At 60.7% G+C, this 9,282-nt stretch carries 7 protein-coding genes; 3 read left to right on the top strand and 4 right to left on the bottom strand.

Annotated elements, in window-relative coordinates; translation table 11 throughout:
• Positions 1-1,227: sensor histidine kinase (locus OC610_RS14760; RefSeq protein WP_264428659.1), on the top strand; the 1,227-nt coding region annotated here is incomplete at its 5' end.
• Positions 1,228-1,419: 192 nt separating this feature from the next.
• Here the strand turns inward: OC610_RS14760 and OC610_RS14755 are convergent.
• The gene (locus OC610_RS14755) at positions 1,420-1,668 is read right to left on the bottom strand and encodes a DUF1652 domain-containing protein (RefSeq protein ID WP_264428658.1); all 249 of its coding nucleotides are present in this window, start codon (positions 1,666-1,668) and stop codon (positions 1,420-1,422) included.
• A gap of 239 nt (positions 1,669-1,907) precedes the next feature.
• Positions 1,908-3,392, bottom strand: coding sequence for a helix-turn-helix transcriptional regulator (locus OC610_RS14750; RefSeq protein WP_264428657.1), 1,485 nt, complete (start codon positions 3,390-3,392; stop codon positions 1,908-1,910).
• A gap of 358 nt (positions 3,393-3,750) precedes the next feature.
• Between OC610_RS14750 and OC610_RS14745 the strand changes: the two genes are divergently transcribed.
• The gene (locus OC610_RS14745) at positions 3,751-4,209 is read left to right on the top strand and encodes an REP-associated tyrosine transposase (protein ID WP_264428656.1); all 459 of its coding nucleotides are present in this window, start codon (positions 3,751-3,753) and stop codon (positions 4,207-4,209) included.
• Positions 4,210-4,320: 111 nt separating this feature from the next.
• On the opposite strand, the gene OC610_RS14740 is transcribed toward OC610_RS14745, so the two are convergent.
• The gene (locus OC610_RS14740; RefSeq protein ID WP_264428655.1) at positions 4,321-5,604 is read right to left on the bottom strand and encodes a Zn-dependent hydrolase; all 1,284 of its coding nucleotides are present in this window, start codon (positions 5,602-5,604) and stop codon (positions 4,321-4,323) included.
• 134 nt (positions 5,605-5,738) lie between these two features.
• On the bottom strand, positions 5,739-7,217 hold the full coding sequence (locus tag OC610_RS14735; RefSeq protein ID WP_264428654.1) for an NCS1 family nucleobase:cation symporter-1: 1,479 nt from the start codon (positions 7,215-7,217) through the stop codon (positions 5,739-5,741).
• 608 nt (positions 7,218-7,825) lie between these two features.
• On the opposite strand from OC610_RS14735, the gene hydA reads away from it, so the two are divergent.
• Positions 7,826-9,265: a dihydropyrimidinase gene (gene hydA, locus OC610_RS14730; protein ID WP_264428653.1), complete on the top strand. Its 1,440-nt coding sequence runs from the start codon at positions 7,826-7,828 to the stop codon at positions 9,263-9,265.
• Positions 9,266-9,282 lie beyond the last annotated feature (17 nt).

Here is a 9,282-nt window from a genome sequence, read left to right as displayed (position 1 = left end):
CAGCGCCAGCACTTGTTCGCGCGCATCCACGGCGATCAGTTGGAAGATGCGCTCATGGCCAGCCTGACGCTGGACGAGCGCGGCGTCGACGCCTACGGCCTGTTCGACCCGCAGTTGCGTCACTTGAGCGGGCCGATCCAGCGAATCCCCGCCGACCTGCCGCTCGACGGCAAGATCCACATGCTCGGCGGCTGCGTGGATTCCGACGATCCGGACGTGCCTTCCGACAGTTGCGATGCGGTGGCGTCCCGGACACAGGACGGCCGCTGGCTGGTACTGGCGCGGGACAACGGTTCGCTGTTCGCCGTTACACGCATCATCCTGCACGCGCTGTTCTGGGGCGTCTCGCTGACAATCCTGCCGGGCGTCGCTGGCTGGCACCTGTTGCGCCGCCGACCGTTGCAGCGCATTCGCCAACTGCAGGCCAGTGCCGAAGCCATCGTCGCTGGCGACCTGACCCATCGCCTGCCGCTGTCGAGCCGACGCGATGAACTGGACATGCTGGCGGCGATCGTCAATGCCATGCTCGACCGCATCGAGCGGTTGATGAACGAGGTCAAGGGCGTGTGCGACAACATCGCCCATGATTTGCGCACCCCGCTCACCCGCCTGCGCGCCCAGCTCTATCGCATCCAGCAGGAAGCCGCCGACGGCTCCCCCGAAGCGTTGCAGATGGACCAGGTGATCGCCGAGACCGATACGCTCATGGCGCGGTTTCGTGGCCTGTTGAGGATTTCGGAACTGGAGGACCAGCAGCGCCGCTCAGGTTTCGTGCGCCTCGATCCGTTGCAACTATTGCAGGAATTGCATGACTTCTACTTGCCGCTGGCCGAAGAGCGCGAATTGGTCTTCACCCTGGATGTGCCCGACGCCCTGCCCCTGCTCAATGGCGACCGGGCGTTGCTATTCGAAGCGGTATCGAACCTGTTGAGCAACTCGATCAAATTCACCCCGCCGGGCGGCGAGGTAATCCTGAAGGGCATCGACCAGGGCGACAGCACCCGCATCGAAGTGCTCGATTCCGGCCCCGGTATCCCCGAGGCCGAACGCAAGGCAGTATTCCGACGCTTCTATCGCGCCGAAGGCAGCAGCCAACACGGCGGATTCGGCCTGGGCCTGTCGATCGTCGCCGCGATTGTCAGCCTGCATGGGTTTACGCTGGAGGTGGACCGCAGCGCATCAGGCGGCGCGCGGTTGGCGCTCGATTGTCGGGCGACGTTGTTGTAAAAACCTGTCCCGTCGCAAGAGAGCCCGCCGCGCTGTGTAGGAGCTGTATTGAGCTGTGTAGGAGCTGTGTAGGAGCTGCCGAGCGAAGCGAGGCTGCGATCTTTTCCCCAGCCACCTGAATCCCAAGATCAAGATCAAGATCAAGATCAAGATCAAAAGATCGCAGGCTTCGCCAGCCTACCTCGCCATTGCTCAGGCAGGATCACTTCGATGCAACGGTGTGTTCTGCAGCTCATAGCGCAACTCATCGACCAGTTTCTCCAGGCCCTCTTCGGAGCGGATGCTGTCGACGCTCATGCCGCTGACCACCAGGTCGACCTCACCGCTTTCCTGGTGATACAAACGAATCGTGAGCGTGCCGTCGCCATTGAGGCTGCACTCACAGGACAGCGGCGCGAAGCTGTTCTCGAGACGGGCGCGTAACGGAGCCAGTTGGGTCATGGGGCGAACCTCAGCTTCGAAGTCGCAAATGACCGGCAGACAGCTCCGGCCTCCTGGCTCGCGCAGACGTCTTGTTGGTCTCACTTTCAAAGGGTTTGCTGCACATCGTGACGTATTCCTTGACTGTTTCGTGGGGACGCGGCACTCAAAACAATGCCGCACCCCACCAGCCTAGGGACGTAACCGCCTGGGTAGAACCCGAATTTGCACCAGAACGCCAGGTGCATATGCACTAGCCACTATAGTGCCTTCATTCGCCATTCATTGCCGAACAGGCCTCGCTCCCGAGCCCAGACAATCGCTTCGCTGCGGCTGTGGACATCCAGCTTCGAATACAGCGTCGCCACGTGATTGCGCACGGTGTTGGGGGCCAGCTTCAAGCGTGCGGCAATTTCCTTGTCAGCCAGCCCTTCGCAGATCAGTCCCAGCACGTCACGCTCCCGGGCTGTCAGTTCGGTGAACGACGTCGAGGGCGATTGCGCGTTGATGCTTTTCACGTTCGCCAGTTTTTCGATCAGGGTCCGGCTGAACCACGAAGCGTCCTTCATCACTTCCTCGATGGCCGCCACCAATTCCAGCTCCGAGCGCTTGCGTTCGGTGATGTTCATCAGCACCAGCAAATAGCACGGCTTGTCCTGGATGGACACGGTATCGGCGGCCACTTCGCAATCGATCTGCTCGCCGCCCTTTTTGTGCACCTTGACGTCGAAACTCGACACGGCGGCAGCCTTCTCCAGCCGGGAAAACAACGCAGCGCCCGCCTCCTTGTCCAGGAAGCCGATTTCGTCCACGGTCTTGCCCAGCAGTTCCTCGCTGGCGTAACCGGTCGCCTGGAGGAAAGCTTCATTGATTTCGAGCAATTGCAATTCGCCGCTGCAGATCAAGGTGGGCACCGGAGACAGGCGGAATGACTTGGCGAAGCGTTCCTCGCTCTGGCGCAGCGCCGTTTCGGCCTTGCGCCGTGGCTCCATGTCCATGAACGAGAACAGCATGCAGTCTTCATCGTGCAGGTCCAGGGGCTGGCCAGCGACGATCACCTGCTTGATCGTGCCGTCCGGCAAACGCATTTCGGCCTGCATTTGCGGAATGGTTGCGCCCTGCCCCAGTCGTTCGATGGCCAGGTCGCGCTTCTCGGCGGCCTCGAGCACATCCAATTCGTACACCGAACGGCCAATCACCTGCTCGCGGCTGTAGCCGGTCATTTCCAGGAAGCCGGGGTTGACCTTGATGTAGCGCAAGTCGCTGAGTCGGCAGATCACCGCAGGCGCCGGGTTGGCGGCGAAGGTTCTTTCGAAACGCTGTTCGGCGCTGGCCCACTCGGTGGCATCGCTGAGAATCAACACCAGGTATTCCGGCTCGCCAGCGCGGTCGGCCAGCACCATGCTGCGGATGCGGTGCACCCAGGTGCGATCGGGGTCGGCCACTGGCGTGACCTCCACCAGCACATCGCTGAACTCATCGCCACGGGCCACGCGGGCAATGGGATAGTTGTCCTCGGGTAGCGGATGATTGTTGCGATAGCGCAAGTTGAAACGCCGGGCATATTCCTTGGCGTTGGCACCCAGTTCGCTCAGTTCCTGGACGCCGTGCATGGTCAATGCAGCCTCGTTGGCCCAGGCAATGGTCTGGTCGACCTCGACGAGTATGACGCCGTCAGACAGCCCGGCAATGATCTGCAGCAACTGGCGGCGATTGGTGTCGGTGTTCGGGACATCCTGATTCATTGGGTCTCCATGGGTCAAAAGCGCACGGAAGTTACGACCATCCGCAGCGACTACACGTTCCCGCGGAGCTGCGTAGGCGCTGCGCAATATCTGCGTAGGCGCTGGGTAGGAGCTGCGTAGGAGCTGGGTAGGAGCTGCGTAGGAGCTGCGTAGGAGCTGCTGAGTGAAACGAAGCTGCGATCTTTCCCAAACACCTTAATCTCAAGCGAAAGATCAAAAGATCAAAAGATCAACAGATCGCAGGCTTCGCCAGCTCCTACAAAAATTGGTGCGTTGAAATATTGCGCAATTGCTTTTCCAGCCGGCCTTCGTCGCAACGACTAATTTCAGTGTTCTACCAATTTTTGGAAATCTACCAATGCCCATCGCAGTACATAGATGTCGTTTGCGCAAAGGTCGAGTAAACGAGCTCGACCGAATCTACTTATTGACCACCGTTGTGCACCAGCGCCAGCCGATCTTTAGTGACTGGCGGCTGGGCCGCCTGCTTGTTGAACAGTTACGCAGTGCCGAAGAAGCCTCACTGGTGACCTCCCTTGCCTGGGTCGTAATGCCAGACCACCTGCATTGGTTGGCACAGTTGCAAGCTGGCAACCTGGCCGGCTTGATGAATCGCATCAAATCCCGCAGCAGCCGAACCATCAACCTTGCCCGTTGCCAACAAGGCCGATTATGGCAGCGAGGCTATTACGATCGTGCACTACGCAAGGATGAGGATCTGAAAGACGCCGCTAGATATATCATCAACAATCCCTTGCGCGCAGGACTGGTGACGCGCGTGGGTGACTATCCTCTATGGGATGCTATTTGGGCTTGATAAGCAAAAAGATCGTCCGAACGCGGCCCGAGGCTTCGCCAGCTCCTACAGGGCGCTCCCTCGTAGGAGCTGCCGAGTGCAACGAGGCTGCGATCTTTTATCCTGGCAGCCTCAAGCCGCCATGCGCCCCTCGGCGATCGCCTGGGAGGCGGCCAGCATGGCGCGCAGCAGCACGGCGCAGCCGGCGGCGAGGTCGTCGGGGGCGGCGTTTTCGATTTCGTTGTGGCTGATGCCGCCTTCGCAGGGCACGAAGATCATGCCGGCGGGGCCCAGTTCCGCGAGGAAAATCGCGTCATGGCCGGCGCCGCTGACAATGTCCAGGTGGGACAGGCCCAGGCCTTGGGCAGCGTCGCGTACCGCCTCGACGCAGCCCGGATCGAAATACAGCGGCGGAAAGTCAGCCGTGGGTTTCAAGTCAAAGGTCAGGCCGTGTTGCCGACACGTGTCTTCGATCACTTGCTTGACCTCGGCGATCATCGAATCCAGGCGCGCCGGTTCCAGGTGACGGAAGTCCAGGGTCATGCGCACCTCGCCAGGGATGACATTACGTGATCCCGGGTAGGCTTGCAGGCACCCGACCGTGCCGCAGGCATGGGGCTGATGACCGAGGGCGGCGCGGTTGACGGCACCGACGATGATCGAGGCGCCCACGAGGGCGTCCTTGCGCAAGTGCATCGGCGTGGGGCCGGCGTGGGCCTCGACGCCGCGCAGGGTCAGGTCGAACCATTTCTGCCCGAGGGCGCCCATCACCACGCCGATGGTCTTGCCCTCATCCTCCAGGATCGGCCCCTGCTCGATGTGGGCCTCGAAATACGCCCCCACCGGATGACCGCTCACCTGCCGAGGGCCGGCGTAACCGATGGCGTTCAGCGCCTGGCCCACCGTGATGCCTTCGGCGTCGGTCTTGGCGAGGGTTTCTTCGAGGGTGAATTTCTCGGCGAACACCCCGGAGCCCATCATGCACGGGGCAAAGCGCGAACCTTCTTCGTTGGTCCAGACCGCCACTTCCAAGGGTGCTTCGGTCTCGATGCCCAAGTCGTTGAGGGTGCGCAGCACCTCCAGCCCGGACAATACGCCGAAGCAGCCGTCGAACTTGCCGCCGGTAGGCTGGGTGTCGATGTGGCTGCCGGTCATCACCGGCGGCAGGTTCGGATTGCGCCCCGGGCGCCGGGCGAAGATATTGCCCACGGCGTCGACGCTGACCGTACACCCTGCCGCTTCGGTCCATTGCACGAACAAGTCGCGGGCCTGGCGATCGAGGTCGGTCAGGGCCAGCCGGCACACACCGCCCTTGACCGTGGCGCCGAGCTGGGCCAGGTCCATGAGTGATTGCCAGAGGCGGTCGCGGTTGATGTGCCGGTGGGTGGATTGCAGGACGTCGGTGGCTGCGTTCATGGGGATCTCCATTTTCTTCAGGCATTTTTGGGTGTGTTTGAGACCGCTATCGCGAGCAAGCTCGCTCCCACAAGGGATCTGCTGTGCACCTCAATCCAGTGTGGGAGCGAGCTTGCTCGCGATGAGGCCCTCCTTCACACCGCGGTTTTAGCGACGGACGGGCTCGCTCGCATACTGCACAACCCGTAATAAATCACCCCGCCCAACGCCGAGCCGGTGAACCAGCCGTAGCTGTAGAACCAGCTGAACGCATCGCTGCCCAGGGACAGCAACGTCAGCACCACCGGTACGCCAAAGGCGATGAAACCGTTCCAGTTCCACGCCGGGTAGATGTCGTCGCGGTACAAGCCGGCCAGGTCCAACTGCTGTCGCTTGATCAGGAAATAATCCACCACCATGATCCCGGCGATCGGCCCCAGCAGGCTCGAATAGCCCAGCAGCCAATTCGAATAAACCGACTCCAGGCTGACGTCGGAAACGATCCAGCCGAGTTTTTTCAGCAACTCGTGGCCCATCAGCGCCAGCCCCACCAGGCCGGTGAGCAGCACGGCCTTGGTGCGGCCGATCAGTTTCGGCGCCAGGTTCTGGAAGTCATTGGTCGGCGAGACAATGTTGGCCGCGGTGTTGGTCGAGAGCGTGGCGACGATGATCAGCACCATGGCCAACGCCACCCACAGTGGGCTCTGGATGTGCCCGATCAACGTCACAGGGTCGGAGACGGTCACGCCCACCAGTTTTTCCGAGGCGGCGGTCATCACCACGCCGAGGGAGGCGAACAGGAACATGGTCAACGGCAGGCCGATGACCTGCCCGACGATCTGGTCTTTCTGACTCTTGGCATAGCGGCTGAAGTCCGGGATGTTCAACGACAAGGTGGCCCAGAAACCGACCATCGCCGTCAGCCCGGCGAGAAAATAGCCAGTCACGCCAGCGCCTTCGGGTCGCTTGGCCGGGACTGCCATCAGCTCGGTCAGCGACACATTGGGCAACGCCCACACCAACAGCCCGGCCCCCACCAGAACCAGCAGCGGCGCAGACAAGGTTTCCAGCCACTTGATCGACTCGGCGCCGCGCAGCACCACCCACAGGTTGAGGACCCAGAACACCATGAAGCCAATCACTTCGCCGGTACCGCCTAGGCTCTTCCAGCCTTCGAACACCGAGCCGAGGAACAGGTGGATCGCCAGCCCGCCGAACATCGTCTGGATGCCGAACCAGCCACAGGCGACCAGGGCGCGAATCAGGCACGGCACGTTGGAACCGATGACGCCGAAGGACGAACGCAGCAGCACCGGGAACGGGATGCCGTACTTGGTTCCGGCGAACGCATTGAGGGTCAGTGGGATCAACACGATGACGTTGGCGAACAGGATCGCCAGCAGCGCCTCGCCCACCGTCAAGCCGAAATAGGCCGTGAGCACGCCGCCCAAGGTATAGGTCGGCACGCAGATCGCCATGCCAACCCACAGTGCGGTGATGTGCCATTTGTTCCAGGTTCGCTCGTGCACCTTGGTAGGTGCGATGTCGTGGTTGTAACGGGGGCTGTCGAGGACGTCGCTGCCGGCTTCGAGTTCGAATAATCCGTCGCGCTCGGTCACTGTTGATCTGGTCATGTCCGCTCCACTGTTTTCATTATTTTTTGCTCATCGACGGGCGATGGCTGGAGTACTTGCACGCGTACTGCCGATCACCCCGCCAGACCACGATGACACTCAATAACCGTGCCGAATGACCTGAATAACTGGCGGGGTGATCGATATGTTCCTTTCAACCATTTGATCTTCAACGCTTTAAGGTCAACTTGTCGTCCTGCTCCACTCTCTGATCATCGATGTTCAGGCTAGATGACCTCCGCGTCCTGTCGAGTGGGAGATTCAAAGTGGTGCGCCGCTGATCCACGCGAAGTGTCTAGATCGCACTACAAGCGCTTTCAAGCGGCTGATTTACCATGATAAATCTCGCTCAAATAGCGATCCTGTCAAGTGCGTCAAATTGGTGAGCATGCTCACCAATTTGGTGATTTGAATATTTATTACTTTAAATTCAATAACTTATAAAACGTATAAGCTTATAAAAAATAATCTTGCTCATTTCAATAACTCAAGCTAGCGTCTAATCCTGACAGTCGTGACAAGATTAAAACACTGCGCGACTAACCTACCGTGATGGATAAAACATAAAGAACCGGCAACAGTCGGTCATGCCCTGCGAGGAACTCGGAATGTCTCTGTTGATACGTGGCGCCACCGTTATTACCCATGATGAAAGTTATCGCGCCGATGTGTTCTGCGCCGACGGCGTGATCAAGGCCATTGGTGACAACCTTGATGTTCCGGCGGCGACCGAAGTGCTCGATGGCAGCGGTCAATACCTGATGCCAGGCGGCATCGATCCCCACACCCATATGCAACTGCCCTTCATGGGCACGGTCGCCAGCGAAGACTTCTTCAGCGGCACGGCGGCAGGCCTTGCCGGGGGCACCACGTCAATCATCGACTTCGTGATTCCCAACCCGCAGCAATCGCTGATGGAAGCGTTTCATCAATGGCGGGGCTGGGCCGAAAAAAGCGCCAGCGACTACGGCTTCCATGTGGCAATCACCTGGTGGAGCGAACAGGTCCGCGAAGAAATGGGCGAGTTGGTCAGCCATCACGGCGTCAACAGCTTCAAGCATTTCATGGCCTACAAGAATGCGATCATGGCCGCCGACGACACCTTGGTGGCGAGCTTCGAGCGCTGCCTGGAACTGGGCGCGGTGCCCACCGTGCATGCCGAGAACGGCGAGCTGGTCTATCACCTGCAACGCAAGCTGCTGGCCCAAGGCATCACCGGGCCGGAAGCCCACCCGCTGTCGCGCCCTTCCCAAGTGGAAGGCGAAGCCGCCAGCCGGGCCATCCGTATCGCCGAAACCCTCGGCACGCCGCTGTACCTGGTACACGTCTCGACGAAAGAAGCGCTGGACGAAATCACCTACGCCCGTGGCAAGGGCCAGCCGGTCTACGGTGAAGTATTGGCGGGGCACCTGCTGCTGGACGACAGTGTTTATCGCGATCCCGACTGGCAGACCGCCGCCGGCTATGTGATGAGCCCGCCCTTCCGTCCGCGTGGGCACCAGGAAGCGCTCTGGCATGGCCTGCAATCCGGCAACCTGCACACGACTGCCACCGACCACTGCTGTTTCTGCGCGGAACAGAAAGCCGCCGGCCGCGATGACTTCAGCAAGATCCCCAACGGCACCGCCGGTATCGAAGACCGCATGGCCGTGCTCTGGGACGAAGGGATCAACAGCGGCAAATTGTCGATGCACGACTTCGTCGCCCTGACTTCCACCAACACCGCGAAAATCTTCAACCTCTACCCACGTAAAGGCGCGATCCGCGTCGGTGCCGACGCGGACCTGGTGCTCTGGGATCCCCAGGGCAGTCGGACGATCTCCGCCAAGACCCACCACCAGCAAGTGGACTTCAACATCTTCGAAGGCAAGACCGTACGCGGCGTGCCCAGCCACACCATCAGCCAGGGTCGGCTGGTCTGGGCCGACGGCGACCTGCGGGCCGAGCGCGGGGCCGGACGCTATATCGAACGACCGGCGTATCCGGCGGTGTTCGATTTGCTGAGCAAGCGGGCTGAGTTGACCAGGCCGACGGCCGTGAAGCGCTAAACCCAGGCCTCCGGCCT

Source organism: Pseudomonas agronomica, from assembly GCF_025917275.1.
Lineage (GTDB): Bacteria > Pseudomonadota > Gammaproteobacteria > Pseudomonadales > Pseudomonadaceae > Aquipseudomonas > Aquipseudomonas agronomica.
The sequence above is the reverse complement of the archived record's forward strand: the minus strand, read 5'-3'. Positions and strand labels throughout refer to the sequence as shown.

Bases quoted from the DNA above. Each gene is read 5' to 3' on its own strand.
- OC610_RS14745 (WP_264428656.1), top strand. From the start codon at position 3,751: ATGCCCATCGCAGTACATAGATGTCGTTTGCGCAAAGGTCGAGTAAAC.
- OC610_RS14755 (WP_264428658.1), bottom strand. From the start codon at position 1,668: ATGACCCAACTGGCTCCGTTACGCGCCCGTCTCGAGAACAGCTTCGCG.
- OC610_RS14740 (WP_264428655.1), bottom strand. From the start codon at position 5,604: ATGAACGCAGCCACCGACGTCCTGCAATCCACCCACCGGCACATCAAC.
- hydA (WP_264428653.1), top strand. From the start codon at position 7,826: ATGTCTCTGTTGATACGTGGCGCCACCGTTATTACCCATGATGAAAGT.
- OC610_RS14735 (WP_264428654.1), bottom strand. From the start codon at position 7,217: ATGACCAGATCAACAGTGACCGAGCGCGACGGATTATTCGAACTCGAA.
- OC610_RS14750 (WP_264428657.1), bottom strand. From the start codon at position 3,392: ATGAATCAGGATGTCCCGAACACCGACACCAATCGCCGCCAGTTGCTG.